18 protein-coding genes and 2 pseudogenes are annotated in these 17,547 nt (G+C 62.2%); 9 read left to right on the top strand and 11 right to left on the bottom strand.

Annotation, left to right across the window (positions count from 1 at the left end; all coding sequences use genetic code 11):
- Positions 1–521 precede the first annotated feature (521 nt).
- From CQ14_RS07340 to CQ14_RS07330, 4 genes are all read left to right on the top strand, one after another.
- Positions 522–752 (top strand): hypothetical protein, encoded by a 231-nt coding sequence (locus tag CQ14_RS07340; protein WP_057857255.1) that lies wholly within the window; start codon positions 522–524, stop codon positions 750–752.
- 224 nt (positions 753–976) lie between these two features.
- Positions 977–2,764 carry a S8 family peptidase gene (locus CQ14_RS07335; RefSeq protein WP_057857254.1) on the top strand — a complete coding sequence of 596 codons (1,788 nt, stop codon included), beginning with the start codon at positions 977–979 and terminating at the stop codon, positions 2,762–2,764.
- A 114-nt stretch (positions 2,765–2,878) separates the two neighbouring features.
- Entirely contained in the window at positions 2,879–3,007 is a 129-nt protein-coding gene (locus tag CQ14_RS47545) for a hypothetical protein (protein ID WP_283807203.1), read from the top strand.
- A gap of 32 nt (positions 3,008–3,039) precedes the next feature.
- Positions 3,040–4,188, top strand: coding sequence for a hypothetical protein (locus CQ14_RS07330; protein WP_156434746.1), 1,149 nt, complete (start codon positions 3,040–3,042; stop codon positions 4,186–4,188).
- 49 nt (positions 4,189–4,237) lie between these two features.
- Here CQ14_RS07330 and CQ14_RS07325 read toward each other — a convergent pair whose 3' ends face one another.
- The 5 genes from CQ14_RS07325 to CQ14_RS07305 all read right to left on the bottom strand — a co-directional run bounded on the left by CQ14_RS07325 (position 4,238) and on the right by CQ14_RS07305 (position 9,882).
- Entirely contained in the window at positions 4,238–4,978 is a 741-nt protein-coding gene (locus CQ14_RS07325; RefSeq protein WP_057857252.1) for an ABC transporter ATP-binding protein, read from the bottom strand.
- The gene (locus tag CQ14_RS07320) at positions 4,975–6,213 is read right to left on the bottom strand and encodes an ABC transporter permease (RefSeq protein ID WP_057857251.1); all 1,239 of its coding nucleotides are present in this window, start codon (positions 6,211–6,213) and stop codon (positions 4,975–4,977) included. Before CQ14_RS07320 ends, CQ14_RS07325 begins: the two co-directional genes overlap by 4 nt.
- Positions 6,214–6,218: 5 nt before the next feature.
- On the bottom strand, positions 6,219–7,424 hold the full coding sequence (locus CQ14_RS07315; protein ID WP_057857250.1) for an efflux RND transporter periplasmic adaptor subunit: 1,206 nt from the start codon (positions 7,422–7,424) through the stop codon (positions 6,219–6,221).
- Positions 7,425–7,439: 15 nt separating this feature from the next.
- Positions 7,440–8,216, bottom strand: coding sequence for a tetratricopeptide repeat protein (locus tag CQ14_RS07310; RefSeq protein ID WP_199805460.1), 777 nt, complete (start codon positions 8,214–8,216; stop codon positions 7,440–7,442).
- A gap of 286 nt (positions 8,217–8,502) precedes the next feature.
- The gene (locus CQ14_RS07305) at positions 8,503–9,882 is read right to left on the bottom strand and encodes a serine hydrolase (RefSeq protein ID WP_245320239.1); all 1,380 of its coding nucleotides are present in this window, start codon (positions 9,880–9,882) and stop codon (positions 8,503–8,505) included.
- On the opposite strand from CQ14_RS07305, the gene CQ14_RS07300 reads away from it, so the two are divergent.
- Positions 9,881–10,642: a class I SAM-dependent methyltransferase gene (locus CQ14_RS07300; protein WP_057857353.1), complete on the top strand. Its 762-nt coding sequence runs from the start codon at positions 9,881–9,883 to the stop codon at positions 10,640–10,642. The genes CQ14_RS07305 and CQ14_RS07300 overlap by 2 nt on opposite strands.
- Before the next feature lie 189 nt (positions 10,643–10,831).
- Here the strand turns inward: CQ14_RS07300 and CQ14_RS41960 are convergent, their stop codons facing one another.
- Positions 10,832–11,116 (bottom strand): hypothetical protein, encoded by a 285-nt coding sequence (locus tag CQ14_RS41960; protein WP_082649750.1) that lies wholly within the window; start codon positions 11,114–11,116, stop codon positions 10,832–10,834.
- A gap of 184 nt (positions 11,117–11,300) precedes the next feature.
- Between CQ14_RS41960 and CQ14_RS07290 the strand changes: the two genes are divergently transcribed.
- On the top strand, positions 11,301–12,305 hold the full coding sequence (locus tag CQ14_RS07290) for a glycoside hydrolase family 3 N-terminal domain-containing protein (protein WP_057857246.1): 1,005 nt from the start codon (positions 11,301–11,303) through the stop codon (positions 12,303–12,305).
- Positions 12,306–12,308: 3 nt separating this feature from the next.
- On the opposite strand, the gene CQ14_RS07285 is transcribed toward CQ14_RS07290, so the two are convergent.
- Positions 12,309–12,752: a hypothetical protein gene (locus CQ14_RS07285; RefSeq protein ID WP_057857352.1), complete on the bottom strand. Its 444-nt coding sequence runs from the start codon at positions 12,750–12,752 to the stop codon at positions 12,309–12,311.
- Between the two features lie 472 nt (positions 12,753–13,224).
- Here CQ14_RS07285 and CQ14_RS07280 point away from each other — a divergent pair, with 472 nt between their 5' ends.
- Complete coding sequence (locus CQ14_RS07280) at positions 13,225–13,845, top strand: helix-turn-helix domain-containing protein (RefSeq protein WP_057857245.1); 621 nt, start codon at positions 13,225–13,227, stop codon at positions 13,843–13,845.
- Between the two features lie 111 nt (positions 13,846–13,956).
- Here CQ14_RS07280 and CQ14_RS07275 read toward each other — a convergent pair whose 3' ends face one another.
- The 4 genes and pseudogenes from CQ14_RS07275 to CQ14_RS07265 all read right to left on the bottom strand — a co-directional run bounded on the left by CQ14_RS07275 (position 13,957) and on the right by CQ14_RS07265 (position 15,822).
- Complete coding sequence (locus CQ14_RS07275; RefSeq protein ID WP_057857244.1) at positions 13,957–14,205, bottom strand: hypothetical protein; 249 nt, start codon at positions 14,203–14,205, stop codon at positions 13,957–13,959.
- Positions 14,206–14,431: 226 nt separating this feature from the next.
- Positions 14,432–14,599: pseudogene (locus tag CQ14_RS45835) on the bottom strand (response regulator); the annotation flags it as partial.
- Position 14,600: 1 nt separating this feature from the next.
- On the bottom strand, positions 14,601–14,813 hold a 213-nt coding region (locus tag CQ14_RS45830; RefSeq protein ID WP_245320238.1), incomplete at its 3' end, for a response regulator.
- Positions 14,814–15,096: 283 nt separating this feature from the next.
- Positions 15,097–15,822, bottom strand: a complete 726-nt coding sequence (locus CQ14_RS07265) for a Crp/Fnr family transcriptional regulator (RefSeq protein ID WP_057857243.1) — start codon at positions 15,820–15,822, stop codon at positions 15,097–15,099.
- A gap of 902 nt (positions 15,823–16,724) precedes the next feature.
- Between CQ14_RS07265 and CQ14_RS07260 the strand changes: the two genes are divergently transcribed.
- Together CQ14_RS07260 and CQ14_RS48125 are read left to right on the top strand one after the other, a co-directional pair.
- Positions 16,725–17,165 carry a response regulator gene (locus tag CQ14_RS07260; RefSeq protein ID WP_057857242.1) on the top strand — a complete coding sequence of 147 codons (441 nt, stop codon included), beginning with the start codon at positions 16,725–16,727 and terminating at the stop codon, positions 17,163–17,165.
- A gap of 219 nt (positions 17,166–17,384) precedes the next feature.
- Positions 17,385–17,547, top strand: a pseudogene (locus CQ14_RS48125) (flagellin); the annotation flags it as partial.

Raw genomic sequence — 17,547 nt, 5'->3', positions numbered from 1 at the left:
CGACGCCGGCCAGCCCGGCTTCCAGCCTGCCGCGGCAGCGCCGCCGACGGATATGGAGCTGCAGAGCTTTNTGGAGCGTGCTGAAGAAGATCGGCCAGGGCGTGCAGACCGGTGTGAATGTCGGTCGCCAGCTCGGCGTCTTCGATGCCGGCCAGCCCGGCTTCCAGCCCGCCGCGGCNAGCGCCGCCGACGGATATGGAGCTGCAGAGCTTCTGGAGCGTGCTGAAGAAAATCGGTCAGGGTGCGCAGACCGGCTTGGATATCGGCAAACAACTTGGCATTTTCAGCGCCGGTCAGCCCGGCCTGGAGCCCGCCGCGGTGGCGCCGCCGACGGACATGGAGCTGCAGAGCTTCTGGAGCGTTCTGAAGAAGATCGGCCAGGGTGTGCAGACCGGCGTGAATATCGGTCGCCAGATCGGCGTCTTCGACGCCGGCCAGCCCGACGGCACGATGCATTAGACCTGGCGACGGAGGGCGGACGCAAGTCCGCCCTTCGCGCAGCAAATCTGAATGGAGCCTAGATGGCGGATCCAAACTCGCCGCAGGAATTCATCGTGCAAGGAGAGCCGGTCAAATCCGGTCAGCTAGCCGATCACTTGAAGCGCGAGCCCGGCGTCAAACGGGTCGCGCAAATAGCGCCCGACGTCGTCATTCTTTCCATGACGAGCACGCAGGCCAATCGCCTCAAATCGGCGTTCACAGCCATCGTGGTGGAGCCGAACTCAACGCTGAAGCAATTCGATCCCGACTGATTTTGGTGGGCAAGCCCATAACTCGCAAAACATCAAGGAGGCCGCATATGGCCGCACGAAGCAAATCTGGAACTCCGGACCACAGTGATCATGATGAGACGGCCGACAGCGGCGCGCATTCGGAACAAGCGCCCGCGTCGGCAGCGTCGGCGACGAATGGCGGAAGTACGGCAACGCCTCCATCAGGAGAGGCCGAAACGATCGCATCGCGCCCGGCGCAATTCATGATCGCGCCGCGGCAGCAAAGCGGCGTTGCGACCTTCAGTGCCGATTTCCTGGTCCAGCAGCTCACCAACAGTCCTGACATCGACGTTGTGAAGACGGTGCCTGCGCCGCGCCTGTTCGGAATTCAGAGCGAGGAACTGGGCCAAGCGCCACTCAGTCCGCTGGTGCTCGCCCGCATGGCTCCCGACAAGGCCAACCTGCTGCGGAGCCAGGCAAGAGAACGTCTTGCGGTGGAACGCGATGAGCGGCTGAGCTACATGCTCGACCCGACCACGCCGCAAATGCCCAATCCCGGGGTACTCACACCGCTGGCTGACGGCTTCTCGGCGACGTTCGAGGTGTTGGGTCAGACCGGCCCGCTGCAGGACGCCGAGGTCTATGTGTTCGGCAGCATGTGGCCGGCCCAGGGGGTCACCGACGCCACCGGCCGCGTCACGCTGAACATGCAAGGCGAAAGGCCGGATACCATCCGCTCGATCCTCGTCAAAGCGAAGGTCGATTACTGGACTTTCTGGCTCGATCGCCCGCAGCTCGTTCCCAATAGTGTCAATCGGATCGTCGTGAGAGCTCTCGCGGCGTCCTTGCGCGACTTCCCCGGCCGGCAGCTGATGGGCTGGGGTGAGCGGGCGATGGGTCTTGATCGCCTGCCCCCGGGCTATGATGGCTCCGGTGTGAAGATCGCGGTTATCGATTCCGGCGCGGCGCCAACCCATCGCAATTTGCGCGGCATCACGCACGGCTCCAGCATGGTCGGCAATGATAAAATGGCCTGGACCGTCGATACGATCGGGCACGGCTCGCATTGCGCCGGAATTATCGCCGGCGGGCCGGTCCCCGGCGGTGGCGGCGTCCGCGGCTTCGCGCCCGCGGCGGAGATCCATGTCTGCCGAATCTTCCCAGGCGGCCGGTTCAGCGATCTCGTCCAGGCGCTCGATTACTGCATGGAGCAGGGCATCGACGTCGCCAACATGAGCCTGGGCGGCGGCGAGCCTTCGAAGATCATCGAGGAACGTATCGTGCGGGCCAAACAAATGGGCATGGCCTGCATCATTGCGGCCGGCAATTCCTCGGGGCCGGTACAGTTTCCGGCTTCGACGCCGCATTGCCTGGCGGTCGCCGCGCTGGGCAAATGGGGAGAATTCCCCGAGGACAGCTACCATGCGCAGCAAGCGTTGGATGGCTTCCGGAGCGGCGAGGGATATTTTCCGGCAAAGTTCAGTTGCTTCGGGCCGGAGATCGACGTCTGCGCGCCCGGCGTCGGTATCATCTCGTCGCTTCCGGCTGACGGTTTCGGTGCATGGGACGGTACCTCGATGGCGACGCCCCACGTCACGGGCCTGGCCGCGCTGGTGCTGGCGCATCACCCGGACTTCAAAAAAGGCGCGTTCCAGAATCGCGACGCGCGCCGCGTGGAACGGCTGTTCCAGATCCTGAAGGAAACAGCGACGCCGCTGCAATTCGGTGATCCAAACCGTACGGGCGCCGGACTGCCGAACGCGATGCGGGCGCTGGGTCTCGAAACGGGCGTTGCCCCGGGCGCCGTCGCGTCTGGAGCCGATCCCTCGCTGGACGCTCTCCGTCGTCTGTTGGGACTGGCGCAAGTCGATGCACCGAGCATGGTTCCGGCCGCTGCAATGGCGCCGCAGTTCGTCAATCCGATGCAAAATGGTGCGAGCTACGTCGCACGCGGTCCGGCGCAAACGACCGGTGCGACACTCGCCCCAATGATGATGGACCCCAATCCGGCTCAGATTCGGGAGATCATGCACAAGGTCGGATTGCTATAGCCCCATGCTTTGGGTGGTTGCCGGGCACAGCTGCAACAGCAGCTGTGCCCGATGCACGTGATATGAACATGAGCCGCACGAGCGCGCAGACCGGCGCCGCTGGCGCGTTTTGCCGTGCAAACGCTCGGCGAAAATCCAATTGAAGCATCCGAGATCGTGGTGCATGAAGGCTGCGAGCCAAACACCCTCATTGACTTCGTCGCGCGCCTGCAATTGCAGCGCGAAACCTGCGAGATCGTATAGGGCGTCAGGCAGGCAGCCTCGATCTCGCGACGTTGGACATCATGATCATTCGAGCCTCTATCCGACGAGTGCAAAGTGCGATTTCCGTTTTGCACGGTCGGAGGGCAAAAGCAGGTCTTGCGCGTCCGCTGTCAACGCTCGCCAGCTTGCTCTTCCTCGGGGGCGCCATCGTTCCACCGGCCCCGGCGTTCGCCATCGAACCCGGATTCCCCGGCCAGGAAGCCTTTCTGACACGTGCGATCTTTGCAGATGGGCGCCTCTGGATTCTTTCGGATGCTGGCACTCTCTCGTCCGTCACTGAGGGGCAGGACACACGCGTTGTAGAAGCGCTCCCCGAAAAGGCCTTCGACCTATGCGTGTTCGACCGGCATCCGATGGTGATCACTGGCGCGGACGGCCCTGAATGGACGCTTCGCCGGCGGGCTGAGGGCGCATGGTCCGTCGCGGCCACGATAAAGGCAGAGGGCGACCTATTACTCGCTATGGATTGCGCCGCGAACCGGGTCACGCTCCTGACCACTCGCCGACTTATTGACCTCGACCGCAATCGACAGAATACGGTGATGCTGTCCGAGACGCTGAGCCGTGGGTTTGTCAGCGCGCCCTATGGAACGCCCGACCAATTCTTCCTCGGTATCAATGCCGGTGAATGGGGCGGTGGATTGCGTCGCATCGATCGGCATAGCGGCAAGGTTACAGTGATTGAGCACAACGCGACCGGAGAGTTGTGCGGAGGGCCGCTCAATACGTCGTGCGATCCAGTCACTGGTATCGTCTCGGTGCCCTGGAAGCCCGGCTGCATTGCCGCCGCAGTCGGCCTCGTTCACTTTCGGCCGCACGGTCGCGTTGTCGAGGTCTGCGGCGATCAGGTGAAACGGCTTTTTTACAAACCGTATGGCGATAAACCTTCAGGTGGCAATACCAAGGGCGATGAGCCTTTCAGCGCCGTAGCCTTTTTTGGGCTGACGCGTGACGCTGATACTCTATGGGCGGTCGGTATCGACGGTATTTACCGCATTGGTCCGGACGGTACCGCCCAAGTCGTCCCGCTACCGCGCTTCAAGGAAATCGGTGGGATCAATTTGAGTTTCGATTTGCCCGAATTCGTTGTTGTGCTCACGAACGTTAATCAGCGCCGTTCTATCAGCGGAGCCGTGCCGATCCTCGTGCCGCGCCGATAGACGATTGTGGGAGTGAGCCGCGGCCTCTTGCTCGTCAATGGCTCCCTATTCACGCGTGCGAGATTTCACACGGCGCGATGGAAGGCGAAACCAGTTCGGCTCCGCCCCGCTCCGTAATCTCGGCGATCTTGCCGTCGACAATGTGGACGCGGCGGTCGGCGCGGGCGGCGAGCGCCGGGTCGTGGGTCACCACGATCACGGTCTGGCCGTTGTCGGCGATGTCGCGGAGGATCGAAAACACCTGTTCCGTCGATTTGGTATCAAGCGCGCCGGTCGGCTCGTCGGCCACGATGATCTCGGGGCGGTTGGCCAGCGCGCGGGCGATCGCGACGCGCTGGCGCTGGCCGCCGGAGAGCTGGTTGGGACGCTTGTTGGCGTGCTCGGCAAGCCCGAGCGAGTCGAGCAGCGCGAGGCCGCGCTTGCGCATCTCGCCTTCGGCCATCACGCCCGCGGCGCGCATCGGCAGCAGCACATTGTCGAGCGAGGTGAATTCCGGCAGCAGGAAGTGAAACTGGAACACGAAGCCGCATTTGGTGAGGCGGACGTCGGCGCGCTCGGATTCCGACAGTTTCGAAGTCGGCTGGCCGCAGATCATGACCTCGCCCTCGCTGGGAGCATCGAGCAGGCCCAAGAGATAAAGCAGTGACGATTTGCCAGATCCCGACGGCCCGGTGATGGCGACGAATTCGCCCTTGTTCACCGCCAGATCGATGCCGTTGACGAGGGTATGCGAAACATCGCCTTCAATGCGTCGAACGAGATCTACCGCCTGCAAAGCAACTTCGGTCATGACGCTCCCCGGATGATTTCAACTGGATGAACCCGCGTTGCCTTGCGTGCCGGGAAATAGGCCGCGCCTGCGCAGCACAGCAGCGATATGGCGCCGACGACCACATAGTGCATCGCTGAATAATAGATCGATATCGGCGTGGTGGTGCCCGTCAGCGGACTGAAGATCGTGATCTTCGACCAGCCGTAGCAGAGCAGGTAACCTAGGATCCAACCGAACAGAATGCCGACAATGCCGATGATGGCGGCTTCGATGATGAAGATGCGCCGGACCGCATATTCGCGCATGCCCAGCGACTTCATGATCGCGATGTCCTGCCGTTTCTCGTGCGTGATCGTCGAAATGATGTTGTAGGTGGCGAAGGACGAGGTCAGCAACATCGCGCCCATCACCGTCAGCACAATGAAATCGCGCACGGTAAAGGATGACAGCAGGTCGGCATTGGCTTCCTGCCAGGACACTGACTTGTAGCCGGTCTGCGCTTCGACCTGCGCGGCGACCTTCTGCGCCAACATCGGATCGTTCAACCGCAGCCGTAGCTGGTTGACGACGCCGTTCTGCCCCATCATGACCTGCGCCGGCCCCATCAGCGAATAGATCTGGCTCTCATCGACGCGCTTCATGCCGGAGCGATACAGCCCGGCCACCGTCGAATTCAATTGAATGCCCTGGCCGCCGATCAGGAGAACGGTGTCGCCGGCTTTCACGCCGAGTTTCTCGGCCAAAGCCTCGCCCATGATGATGCCGTTCGGCGCACGTGAAAGGTCATCGATCTTTCCCTCACGCATTTGCGAGGCGAGTTTCGAGACTTGAACCTCACGGCGGGGGTCAATGCCGGTTAAGGTGATGCCGATGCGCGCGCCGCCGTGATTGATGATCGCGGTGGTCTTCGCCGAGGGAGCTACGTCTCCTGGTATCCAGGAGCGCAGCGAATTCATCACCGATTCGGGATACTTGATGCCGGGACGTTTGCCGACATTGGCGATGTCGGCCATCTGCACCGCCCCATATTCCTGCTCGGCAGGTTGCGTCGGGACGGAGCGCCGCTCATCCTCGATCGTGATATGCGGCATGGTGTCGACAAGCTGCCGCAGGAAGTCGAGCTGCGAGCCCTGCATCAGGCCCGCCATCATGATGGTGAAGCCGACGCCCATCGACACGCCGGCCATGCCGACGAGGGTCTGCCGCACGCGGGTGCTGACATGGGTCCATGCGATGTTGAGTATAAGCTTCACGGCGACTACCGGCTGTTGCTGATGAGGTTACGGCGCGCGTCGTTGACGACGGAATCGATGTGGGCGGTCATCGCTGCCGAAATCACCGCATCATCCGGGTCCGAACGCGCGGTGGTGGCCGAGGCGACGACGGCGGCCTCGGGTGTCGCGGCGGGCTGATCGGCCGGTTCACTCGCGGGCGCAGGTTCCATTGCCCTGGTCGGGCTGCCGTCGATGCGAATCCTGGCACCGTCGGCGAGATCGATGCGGGCGGGCGAAAGCACTGATGTGCCCTTGGACAGATCGCCGATGACCTCGATATTGCGGTTGCCGCGGATGCCGACTTTCACCGGCACGCGCCGGATCCGGCCGTCATCGACCGTCTGAACCGCATCGCCAGCGACGGCTTCGGCCGGCACGACGACCGCTGCCTGCTTCTCGCGGAAGATGATGTTGACCTCGACCGACATGCCGATGCGCAACGGCGTATCCTGCGGCAGCCGCAGATAAACGCGGAAGGTCTTGCGGGTCGGGTCGCCCTTGGGCGTGATCTGGGAGACGTTGGCGCGCAGCGCCTTGCCGGGGAACGCCTCGCTGCGCAGAAAGGCCTTCTGGCCGGCCGCGATCCGGTTGATCTCCTCCTCATTGATCTCGGCCACGACTTGCATCGGGGCCGGCGGTCCGACCGTGAACAGGACATCGGTCGGGCCTGCGATCTCGCCGACCTCGCCGTCGCGCCGCAACACCATCCCGTCGAGCGGCGCTCGCAGCACCAGCGAGTCGAGCCGCACCTTCTGCGCGGCGATCCGCGATTTTGCATCTTCGAGCTTGGTCCAGCGCTGCTCGTATTCGGTACGCGCGGCGTCGTTCTTGTCGCGATCCTTTTCGGCGCGCGACAGGTCACGTTCGAGCTGCCCTCGATTGATTTCCATCTGCTCCAGCGCGCTGCGCTCCTCGGCGTCGTCCTGGCGGCCGAGGATCTGGCCGGACTTGACCATCTGTCCCTCGCATCGGCACAGCTCGACCAGCCGGCGGCGCTGCAGCGGCACCACCTTGGCCCAGCGCTCGGGCTCGACAGTGCCGGTGCCGTAAACGGCTTCGGAAACCGGCGCGAGATTTGCGATGCTGGTGGTCACCAGCGGCGCATGAAGGAAATGGGAATAGGCGTAATAGCCCGCCCCTGTCGCAGCGATAGTCAGAATGCCGGCTGCAATGAGATGCTTCAGTTTCATGGCGCGTCCTGTCAATCAGAAGCCGAACCGCTTGCGCAGGCCCGAGGGAACCTGGTCCCTCAGGTCACGAACATCGTCTCTCTTTGCGTTCTTCGCGGGAATTGCCGACGAGACCTTCGGTGAAGCCGGCAATGTCGTGACGTTGGATGGCACCGGCTGCGCGATCGCCGCCGCCGGCGCGGTTGCGGGCGCTGGCTGCACGGCCGCTTGTGCAGGCGCTGGCGCCGGTGGAGGAGCAGCTGTCGCGGGTTGGTCCGGCAGGTCGTCTGCTGCTCTTTCGATAGTCGAAGCCTTGTTCGAAGCCTTGACCGAATCCCTGGTCGTGCCGGCAACCCGGACGGCGCGCCAGGCTCTTGCGGCCACCACGGCACGGCCGATCTCGTCGCTCGTCATCTTCTTCATCAGCAGCGACATCAGTTGCCGCGCGCCGTTGCGGTCCTCGTCGAGCTTGCTCGCGGACGCAACGATATGGGCCCAGCTATAGGCCTTCACATTGTCCTTCGGCGTGCCGCGGCCGCTGGCGTAGAGACCGGCAACGATCAGCATGGCGTGGGCATGCCCCTGATCGGTCGCGCGCGAGAACCAGCGAAAGGCCTCCTGGTCGCTGCGCGGGCGGCCGACACCCGCTGAATAGAGCGCCCCGGTATAGAACTGGGCCTCATCATCGCCCGCCTGCGCCGCCTGCTCGTAGCGATTGGCCATTTCCCGATCGGTCGCGGAGTCGGCAAGCGCAGCGGTGACGCCGGTCAGCACGGTGAGGCAGCAGGCAGCAACGACGACTGCCCGTTTCATGGATTGGAAATTGGAGATGCGCTGCATCGTACACGCTCTCAGCTTTGCTCTGTTACGCCGGAAAGTCGTCGAGCGGCCAACGCGGGAAGTCCCCCCACAGCGGCTCTCGTGAACTGAAGCCTAGCTCAGTTGCGCGCGGACAAATGTGCGGCCTGTCACATATTGAGCTTACTGTCGGCGGAACCCGGTTTTTCCTCGTCAGTTCCGGTCGAACCGCATCGCCCTCCGAGCCAAGGCAATTGCGCTCAAGGATGCTGCTCGCGCAGGGATCGGCTCCCTCAGCCGGCTACCGCGCTAGCGCCGGGAGGATGTGATAGCGGCCGATCTCATGAGAAAATTCGCCGCGGTTCGCCAGGAGAAGCAACCCGATCCTTCTCGCCGGCACCAGGCCTACATAGGCTGACGCATTATTGAGGCCGCCTGGTTTGTCGACCACGTCAATTCCGTTGAGAGCTATATTTTCCCAGGCCATCGCCTGGCCGAACTGCTGGTCAATATGGAACGCCTCGCGCTGGGTCATTCGCAAGGCCTCGCGCAACTGTGGATCGGCCACGTTGCCGTCGATGCAGGCAGCCATGAAGGTAGCGAGGTCCCGCGCGGTGGAGAACATCTGTCCGGTGCCCGGGAAATCGAAATAGCTCTGCTGGTTTCCGGGAGCGCCGATCGGCGTGCCCTGGTCGGAGTAACCCTGGACGGCTTTCCGCAATTGTTCCGGAGGCATGATCGCTCGGTTGTCCCGCCCGCGTTCCGGCATCAGCGTGGAATGCATGCCGAGCGGCGTCAGAATACGGCTTTCGACAAGTTGCCGGATCGGAACACCATAGCGACGCTCGAGTGCGAGCTGGAGCAGGACGTAGCCCGCGTGCGTATAGATGCGCTGTTTGCCGGGCGCCTCGCCGGCGTGCGGCGTCCAGGCGTTGAGGATGTCGATGAGTTCAGCCAGGGAGTAGGAGGCGTTTGGCCACGGCGGGTGATCCGTCGGCAGCAAGAGGCCGGATGTGTGGGCAGCGAGCTGGCCAAGGGTGACCCGGCGGATATAGTCGCCGCGCAATTCGGGGATGTATTTGTTGACGGGGTCGTCCAGGCTCAATTCGCCGCGGAGTTCGCCGAGCGCGAGCAGCGTGGCCTCAAACAGCTTTCGCACCGATGCGACATTGAACAGCGTGTCCGACGTGACGGGCCGCTTCTCGGCCTCATCAGCGAAGCCGAAATTGAAGAACTGGATCCGACCGGCGACGTAAACGGCGGCCGCGACGCCGCCCGGATGGTCGGCCGTCGTCAGCGGAGCGAGGTTCTCCGTCACGATCTCTCTTACGTGCGCGTCCATCTCAGGATCCGCACGAATGGCTCGTGCCCCGCCAAACAGAAACCAGAGCGAGAGACATAGGCCTGCGCCCGAGCGGCAAAGCCACGATCTGGTTGAACCCGCCGCCATCAGAACCTGCATGCGAGATTGCCACACACGGGCAAATGAACCGGCGATGACGGCTGTCTGTCGGAAGCCCGCGCATGGCAAAGCTAGAAAACCGCAGCGCGAGAGCCCAATCACTTCAAGCAGGGATCCGTGCACGATTGTTTGATCATGCCGGGCTTCACACGCTTCCTCCGCCAAACGTGATCCGCCCGAGCTGGTCGCGTCCGGTGCGATGCCCCAGATCTGCAGCATGGGTCGTTTCGCCACAACCGCGGCACTGTACGCGCAATTCCGCCCACCCTATCCGCCCGAATTCTTCCGGGCTGTCGCGCAACGTCTGAGGCTTGGCAAGCAGCATGCCCTGATCGATCTCGGCACGGGTCCGGGTCTCATCGCTCTCGGCTTTGCCCCGTATGTCGGACGGATCGTTGGTGTGGATCCAGAGCCGGCCATGCTCGAGGTCGCAGGACGGGCCGCCGCTTGCGCAGGCCAAGAACTTGCTCTGATAGAGAGCGCGGCCGAGGCCTTGCCGCGCCAGGTTGGCTCGTTTGACATCGTCACGATCGGGCGCGCACTGCACTGGATGGATCGCGACCTGGTCGGTCCGCTGCTGGAACGGCTGGTCGCTCCGGGCGGCGTGGTCCTCGTCTGCTCGGCGCGCTCCGCAGCCGATGGCCGCAACGGCTGGCTCGAGGCCTATAATGAGGCTCGGCGTTATTGGTCTGGGACGACCGACCGCATGCGTCATCGCCCGGATCTCGCGGGCGTTCTTGCCGATAGGCGATTTCGTACGGGAGAGGCGATCGCGGTAGAAAGCAGTCACGAATTGAGCGCAAGAGATCTGGCCCACCGCATGCTCACGTTCTCGGGGTCTTCACCTGCCGTCCTCGGCGACAACGTCAACGCCATGCTCCACGACGTCGAGCAGCGCATGTTGCCCTTCGGCCGCGCCGGATTGCTGAGGGAAGTCGTCATTGCAAATGCGGACGTTGCGCGTGCGCCTGCACTCTGATGGTGGGGGCCGGGCTCACCCGGGATTTGCAGTGTAGGGGGCTTGGGCGCAGCAGAAGTCCTTGGCGATACCAAGCGTAATATTGCGCGCCGGGACGACACGGGTTGGGCACAATATCTCGTCGTTCCTCAAGGTCTCGGGAAATTCGCCCGGATCTTTCGCCCGGGCGAACTTCTCCTTCATCATGAATTAGTAGACGTCGCAGACGTTGACCCTGCCATAGGGCGTCCATTTCCAGCAGCTGTTGTAGACGAAGTAGGGGCGATAGTGATGGTGGTGACCCCAGAAATGGCCATGGTGATGATGATGCCGGAAGCCGTGTCCGAAGCCATGTCCGAAACCATGGCCATGCCCGAAGTGACCGTGGCCGTGACCATGGCCGCCGGCGAAAGCCTGGCCCGGGATCGTCAGAGATGCCGCGGCAAGCGCAAGAGCGCCGATAGCGGCCGGAATGATTTTCTTGATGCTAATCATGGAGAGCCTCCTGGATATGGTGCGCAGCGCGGGGATCGCTCTGCCTTGCAGCAACCCTAGTGAGGCCCCTTGCGGCGCGATGTGATCAGTGTCACTCGGTCGGTGTAACCGGCATGTCGTGGCATGGTCCGTTGATTTGCCGAACGTGGCCACGCCTGAAGCGCGATACGTTGAGGCTCTCACCATGCCCATCGGCGAACTCTTCATCCTCGGCTTCTTCGGCAAGACCGTTCCGGATTGGCTGAAGCAATTTGCGGCGCGCTACGGCCTCGGCGGCGTCATCCTGTTCGATTATTCCTGCCAGACGCGAAAATACGACAACAACATCGAGTCACCCGAACAGGTGCAGCGCCTCTGCGCGGAGATTTCCGCGCTGCCGTCGGGACCGATGGTGTTCATCGACCAGGAAGGTGGGCTGGTGCGGCGGCTGAAGGAAGGTCGCGGCTTTGCGCCGTTGCCGAGCGCCAAGGAATTCAATCATCTCGCGCCGGATCAGAAGCGCGCGATCCTCACCGCGAGCTTTGCCGAGATGCGGCGGCTCGGCATTCACTATGATTTCGCGCCCGTCATCGACGTCGACTACAACCCCGATAATCCGAACATTGGCAAGATCAAGCGTTCCTATTCCGCCGACCTCGCCGAGGTCGAAGCCAATGCGTTGCTGGCGAGCGAGGTGGCGCGGGAGCAGCGCGTCGGCCTGTGCCTCAAGCATTTTCCCGGTATCGGCGGCGCGATGGTGGATTCGCATCAGGAGTTCATGGATATTTCGGATACGCTGCGACCGGAGCAGGAAGAGCTGTTCTATTCGCTCGCGCCAAAAATGTTCGGCGATGCGGTGCTGGTCAGTCACGCGATCGTCGGGCAATGGGATCGGGAGCGCCCGATGACCCTGTCGGCGGCAGGGCTCGGCCGCTTGCGCAAGCGCCTTCCGGATACGCTCCTGATCACCGACGACATGCAGATGCAGGGATTGCAGAAGGCGCTGGGCACAAGGGAAGCCAGCCTGCAATCGCTCAAGGCAGGCATGGACATGCTCTGCATCGGCAACAACCTGTTCGATCAGGAACAGGAGATGGCCGCCATAGCCGGGTACATCGGTGAAAGCCTGCGCGACGGAATCCTGTCGGCGTCGGCGATAGAGCAATCCATCGCGCGTGTTGGCCGGCGGAAATCGCTGTTGACGGCCTGACGCCTATTGCTGCTGTGCCTTTTCGTGCGCCGCGACGCCGATCGCCTTGTAGTCATAGGTCGGATAGAACTCGGTGCGGTAGCTGCCCCATGCGGTGTTCTCGAGGATGCGGTTGACCTCGCGCAGCCGCGACGCCGGCAGCCGCAGCGTTACCACCTGCCCGATGCCCATCATGACGTACCAGCTCACGACTTCTACTCCGTCGGGCGGGAAGGCCTTGTAGTAGCCCTGGCGCTGCAGTTGCGCGTTGAGCTCGCTTAAAGGGCGCGACTGGTCGTGCTTCAGGAAGACAGTGAGCATCACGGCGTTGTCGGCCGTCGGCGGCACATTCTCCGCCGGTGGCGATGCTGTTTGTGCCGGTGCGGTCTGCGCCGCTGCGCCCGAGCTGAACGCCAGGGCGCCGGCCAGCACGGCCATCCGCATCCATGATCCCTTTGCTTGCGACATCGCCGTCTCCTTTTTGGATTCGTTGCGGGATGAATTTTGAGCCTCGATCATTGCGAGGCTGCGGCAGCCTGTAAATCGGAATCGATCAAATTGGAGCCATAGACTGTGGCTTCGCGGCCTGGTTGTGCAGGCATTCATGCTTCCGCGGCAGGGCCTGCGCCAATCCGCGGCGAAACGCGGCTGTCCCCAAGTCGTCGAGGATCCAGTGGCGTCAGGGGTCCGAAAAAATCGAGGGGGTCGGTTGTGATCTATTAATAAAGCAAATGAAGTTACCGTGAAAATACGGGGCAAAACGGACGCAATACTTAAGCGCGGTTCGCTCGACTCGGTCAAAAACAGTCGATTTCGTCTCGATTTTTGGCAATTTTCAGCGAATTTCAAGCAGTCATCACGGTGCGCTGCCCGATTTCTCCGTATTCTTACTGTGTGCGAAATTAACCATGATAAAGGGTGGAATCGATAAAATAGTTATATGTCAGGACAAGATCATCGAGCTGTTGATTCGCACTTCGTGAAGTGGATGGAAAGCGTCGCGCCTCTCGAAGAGAACCCTGACATCGTCCAATTGTCCGCTGCGCGCTCGCGGGCCGCGGAAGAGGCGTCAGCGGCGATTGCCCGGCAGTTGAACGGGCCGCTGACGGCGTTGCTGCTCTACATGAATGAAATCAAGCAGCACAGCCACCAGTTTTCGCAAGGACCCGGCAACCGGCTCTATCTGCAGCAGGTGGTGGAGAACGCGCTTCAGCAAACCGAGCGTGTCTGCGCTCTGGTGAAGCAGATGTCGGACAGTCATCCAGGGGCCGCCGCCGATGTCCTTTGCAAGCAGGCAGGCGAGGGGCAGGCCGGCCGGCCTGCGGATGGCGCCCGCAAGCCGGGCCTGGCGTTCGCTCCGGAGTCGGGCCAGAAGCCGCTGACCAAGCGCGAGCGCGAGGTACTCAGCCTGATCAGCGAGGGCTGCTCCAACAAGCAGGGTGCCCTGCGGATGAACATCAGCCCAAGGACGTTCGAGAGCCACCGCGCCGAGGCCATGCGCAAGCTTGGCGCCCGCAACACCGCGGATCTGGTTCGCAAGGCGCTGCTGCAGCCCGCCTGATTCTTCCCGAAGCAATATCTGTGATGCGCGGCTGCGCGCGCGGCCTCGAGCTATCGATGTCTGGCAAGCGGGCATCCGAGCGATGCCCGTGGGGATCGGCCGTTCAGCCGTTCAGCACAAATCTTCCATGAGGGGGCGACCGCGAGGCGCGGCGGGCCGCAACGCGAGCGTCGGTCTCGGCTCCTCCGGGATGATCGTGATGGTCCACGCCGCCGGAACACTCGACTTGTTTTCCACGATGGATCGAACGTGGCCGGTGACCGCCGATCCGCCCGAACGTACGGTGGCGGTTCTGCCATTGAACTGCGCGATACGGAAACGCCGCACTTCTTTCCGATCGCTCGTTTCAAACGTGAACATGAAGGGACTCCCTTGGTCCACGCAACTATCCTCAGTCAACGTTATCCGGAGGTGAAAATCTCTAACCGTAGAAGTACGGCTAATCCGCGCGTCCGCGGCGCGGAGCAAGCCGGTCCGTTGTCGGAAGCGATTCTCGCGAGGGGCGCCGCGTGCATGTCATCGCATCGGCGTCGAGGAGGATGAATGGATGTAGGCGCGGCGTTGCGGGTGACGGCGCGCGACGATGTCAGCCGGCTGCGTCCGGGAATACCGCTTCCATCTTGGTCTTCAGCGTCGCGGCGTTGAACGGCTTGACGATGTAATTGTTGACGCCGGCCTTCTTCGCCGCGATTACGTTTTCAGTCTTGGATTCCGCCGTGATCATGATGAAAGGCGTCTTGGAAAATTCCGGGCTNCTTGAGCAGGTCGTAGCCGGTCATCGGCTCCATGTTCCAGTCGGAGATCACGAGGCCGTATCGCTTGGTCTGCATCTTGGCGAGCGCGGCCGATCCATCGCTGGCCTCGTCGACATTCTCGAACCCGAGCTGCTTGAGAAGGTTACGGATGATGCGGATCATGGTGCTGTAGTCATCGACCACCAGGATCGGCATCGACAGGTCAAAAGCCATGTTCGTACTCCGCGCAAGCAACATGCCGCCGAACACAGGTGAATGCGCGTCGCACGCGATAGAGTCTCGATTGCCTTTTTCGAACCCGCACCCGTCAGCACCGTGACAACTATCAGGGCTCGTTGAACAGCGCGTTAATTCGGGGCCGGCTGAAACGCCGCGGGGCCGGCCATTAGGTAGTAATACGGTGAGCGATCGCGGAAATGATGCAATCATCGCGCGCAACGGCGTCGCGATGCGTATCACAGATCGGGCTGCGGCCGTCGCCGATCGCGAAAGGCCGTCATGCGGCCGCGCAGTGGATACGCGGATGCAGCAGCCTCGTGTACTGCGCCTTGACGGTCGCGTAGCACTCGCAGGAGGTCTTGATCAGGCCGTCCACGTTGGTGATTTCGATATGCCCGCGGCTGTAGTGGATGAAGTTTGCGTGCTGCAGCGTGTTGGCCACCAGCGAAACGCTGTTGCGGCGCGCGCCGATCATCTGGGCCATCGCTTCCTGGGTCAGGACGATCTTGTCGCTGCCGGAGAGGTCGCGCGTATGCAGCAGGCATCGCGCCAGCCGCGATTCCACCGTATGTGAAGCGTTGCAGCCCGCAGTCTGCTGGATCTGCGCATAGACGGCGAGGCCGTGCCGAACCAGTTCGGTACGCAACGTCGTGCTCTGGTCCGCTGCGATACGGAGTTGGTCGAGATCGATCGTCGAGGCGATGCCGGGCACCAGCACCACGGCGCTGTTGAGCGCAACCGCGTCGCCAAGTGCGGAGAATGCACCGAAAATGCTGTCGCGGCCGATCATCGCGACCTGGACATGCTCGCCACGCGCCAGCTTGACGACCAGCGAGATAACGCCCTTGTGCGGAAGATATGCGCGCTTGAGCGTTTCGTCGACTTCCACCAGCGCCATGTCCGGGCTGAGATCGGTAGCGCGCAGATGGGGACGAATCAATTCAAAATCGTCCGCGGTCAGCGAGGACAGAAATCCATTCGGAGAACGAGGGGCTGAATCCAAAGCCGTCTCCTGCCTTACGGGCCAAGCCGGTCTCTGCTGCGTACTTTCCGAAATGCAGGATGATCCTTACATATTCCATTGGCAAGAAAAATTGGCAAAATGGACGCACGCGCTCGGTGCCGATGCCGCGTCGGGATCGCCATGGCCTGCTCTTGCCGTGGCAGGATTTTCGAGGCGCGCTGCTCCGCTTGTCGATGACGCGAAAATACGCAACGTCGGCCGCAGCAGGCCGTGCCCCATGCTGCGGTCAGCCTCGCTCCGTCGTGGGGCGCGCCTTCCCGACAACGTCGTCGCGATCAATGATCGTATCATCGATACGCTGCCGTCGGGCCAACGTAGATTTAGGCCCCGGAGCGCCGGTCAGGACGCGCGTCCTGTTGAGCGGGCCGGCGTTTCGTGGACGCAGCGATGTCAACTCCACCGCGAACAAAACCTGCAAGCAATCGCGGAGCGCGCATGCTGGCTTGCTTTAAGAAGCCCGGGCGTTTCGGACCGACGATAGCCCGCGCGGGTGGTGGTTAGGTAGAAGTTTCGTTCGGCCGGAGGTGGCGGAACCGGCATTATACACCCTAAAGGGCAGGCAGCGTAATCCGAAATGCGATGGCGCTGGTTCGAAGGCAAAACGGCCACGCGATCGGAACCGAAAGTTCCATTCCCAGAATGCATAACGACAAGGCTGGCGGCCGCCGGGGAGCGCGCCCACCGAACATTTCGAGAGAGAGCGAATTATGGGCTGAACTGCCAGAGAGGCGACGCGGCGCTCGCTGATTTCGTCTGTCACGGCGAGGCGGCAGAAGCCGTCGGAACTTCACACCAAGTCAGAAAACCAGACAGCTCCAATGCGATTTTGTCTGAGGATGGTTGGACTGAAAGTTACATTTATCTGCTTTCCGGGGGCTGACATGACGCGCGTTCTCATCGTCGATGACGATCCCATGGTCTGCGCGGCCATCGAGATCTATCTCGAGCATCACGGCTTTGAGGTGACGACAGCCGACGGCGGCGAAGCCGGGCTTCGTGCGCTGGAAGATTCCAGCTTCGATCTGATGCTCGTCGATATCTTCATGCCGCACATGCGCGGCTTCGAATCGATCAGGGTATTCCACGAGCGCGCGCCGACGATTCCCCTGGTTGCGATGTCGGGATACGCCTTTGCCAATCTCGACTCGCCGGCGCCGGATTTCCTGCGCATGGCGCTCGAACTCGGTGCGGCGCGCTGCCTGCGCAAGCCGTTCGCATCGGGGGCGCTGCTGGCGGTCATCAACGAATGTCTTGCCGAAGCCCGAGTCCGTTCGGCGGCGTCGTTCAGTCGAACTAGGTCTGGCGGAATTTCTCGCACTTAACTATTGCGCTTCCGCGATCGAAATCGCTGCGACGAGACCCGGGTGCGCGGTTAAGACTCTGTTCACCATAAATGACATTCGCGAAGATTTTCTTGGCGTTTCATATTCGTACGGATCTGCGCGTTAACCTCCGGGTAGCGGTACACGACCAGTGTGGCAGCATCGCCCAATGAAGTTGCGGCGTTGCGTCAATCGTGTTCATCCAGAAGGGTATGAGTCATGTCAGGTATTGTTCTCTCGTCGTCGGTTCGCCAGAACCTTCTCTCGCTGCAGTCGACCGCCGATCTGCTCGCCACCACGCAGAATCGCCTCGCCACCGGCAAGAAGGTCAACACGGCCCTCGATAACCCCACCAACTTCTTCACCGCGCAGTCGCTCGATT

The sequence above is a fragment of the Bradyrhizobium lablabi genome (assembly GCF_001440475.1).
GTDB lineage: Bacteria > Pseudomonadota > Alphaproteobacteria > Rhizobiales > Xanthobacteraceae > Bradyrhizobium > Bradyrhizobium lablabi.
Note: the sequence above shows the minus strand (reverse complement) of the source record. Positions and strands in the feature narration are given on the sequence as shown.

What these genes read in the sequence shown, in the direction of transcription:
- CQ14_RS07335 (WP_057857254.1), top strand. Translation starts at nt 977, where the DNA reads ATGATCGCGCCGCGGCAGCAAAGCGGCGTTGCGACCTTCAGTGCCGAT.
- CQ14_RS07340 (WP_057857255.1), top strand. Translation starts at nt 522, where the DNA reads ATGGCGGATCCAAACTCGCCGCAGGAATTCATCGTGCAAGGAGAGCCG.
- CQ14_RS07285 (WP_057857352.1), bottom strand. Translation starts at nt 12,752, where the DNA reads ATGTCGCAAGCAAAGGGATCATGGATGCGGATGGCCGTGCTGGCCGGC.
- CQ14_RS07300 (WP_057857353.1), top strand. Translation starts at nt 9,881, where the DNA reads ATGGGTCGTTTCGCCACAACCGCGGCACTGTACGCGCAATTCCGCCCA.
- CQ14_RS07290 (WP_057857246.1), top strand. Translation starts at nt 11,301, where the DNA reads ATGCCCATCGGCGAACTCTTCATCCTCGGCTTCTTCGGCAAGACCGTT.
- CQ14_RS07310 (WP_199805460.1), bottom strand. Translation starts at nt 8,216, where the DNA reads ATGAAACGGGCAGTCGTCGTTGCTGCCTGCTGCCTCACCGTGCTGACC.
- CQ14_RS07305 (WP_245320239.1), bottom strand. Translation starts at nt 9,882, where the DNA reads ATGCTGCAGATCTGGGGCATCGCACCGGACGCGACCAGCTCGGGCGGA.
- CQ14_RS07275 (WP_057857244.1), bottom strand. Translation starts at nt 14,205, where the DNA reads ATGTTCACGTTTGAAACGAGCGATCGGAAAGAAGTGCGGCGTTTCCGT.
- CQ14_RS07260 (WP_057857242.1), top strand. Translation starts at nt 16,725, where the DNA reads ATGACGCGCGTTCTCATCGTCGATGACGATCCCATGGTCTGCGCGGCC.
- CQ14_RS07315 (WP_057857250.1), bottom strand. Translation starts at nt 7,424, where the DNA reads ATGAAACTGAAGCATCTCATTGCAGCCGGCATTCTGACTATCGCTGCG.
- CQ14_RS07325 (WP_057857252.1), bottom strand. Translation starts at nt 4,978, where the DNA reads ATGACCGAAGTTGCTTTGCAGGCGGTAGATCTCGTTCGACGCATTGAA.
- CQ14_RS07280 (WP_057857245.1), top strand. Translation starts at nt 13,225, where the DNA reads ATGTCAGGACAAGATCATCGAGCTGTTGATTCGCACTTCGTGAAGTGG.
- CQ14_RS41960 (WP_082649750.1), bottom strand. Translation starts at nt 11,116, where the DNA reads ATGATTAGCATCAAGAAAATCATTCCGGCCGCTATCGGCGCTCTTGCG.